Origin of the sequence: Bacillus sp. AF62, from assembly GCF_050312695.1 — a bacterium.
Classification (GTDB): Bacteria; Bacillota; Bacilli; order Bacillales; family Bacillaceae_G; genus Bacillus_A; species Bacillus_A cereus.
The window spans coordinates 1-294 of record NZ_JBNPJZ010000291.1 but is presented as its reverse complement, the minus strand read 5'-3'; the positions used below and the strand labels follow the sequence as shown (position 1 = coordinate 294).

The following is a 294-nucleotide window of genomic DNA, read 5'->3' as shown; positions in this document are numbered from 1 at the left end:
AAAATCTAATAGATTAATCGCAATCGTTTTTCGTAAAGAACGATAGGGCATTCCTTGCTCTAATTGAGATGTATACAATTTACTCCAATAATATAGGGAACGTTTTACTATCTCTTGTGTATTTCGTAACTGGATTTCCACATTTACCTTGGTCTCATCTTGAAGTGTAGCTAATATATCTAGTATGGATAATTTATCTTCTTCATATTCTTTATGTAAATGTGGGTCTTCAATTTTTAAGGATACAATCGGTGTAGATAAGGATTCATGCAAGATTGCATTTAAAAAAGAAAT

The 294-nt window shown here is 30.6% G+C and carries 1 protein-coding gene; it reads right to left on the bottom strand.

The window, feature by feature from the left end:
* Positions 1–294: Rpn family recombination-promoting nuclease/putative transposase (locus ACQRBL_RS32790; protein ID WP_427736489.1), on the bottom strand; the 294-nt coding region annotated here is incomplete at both ends.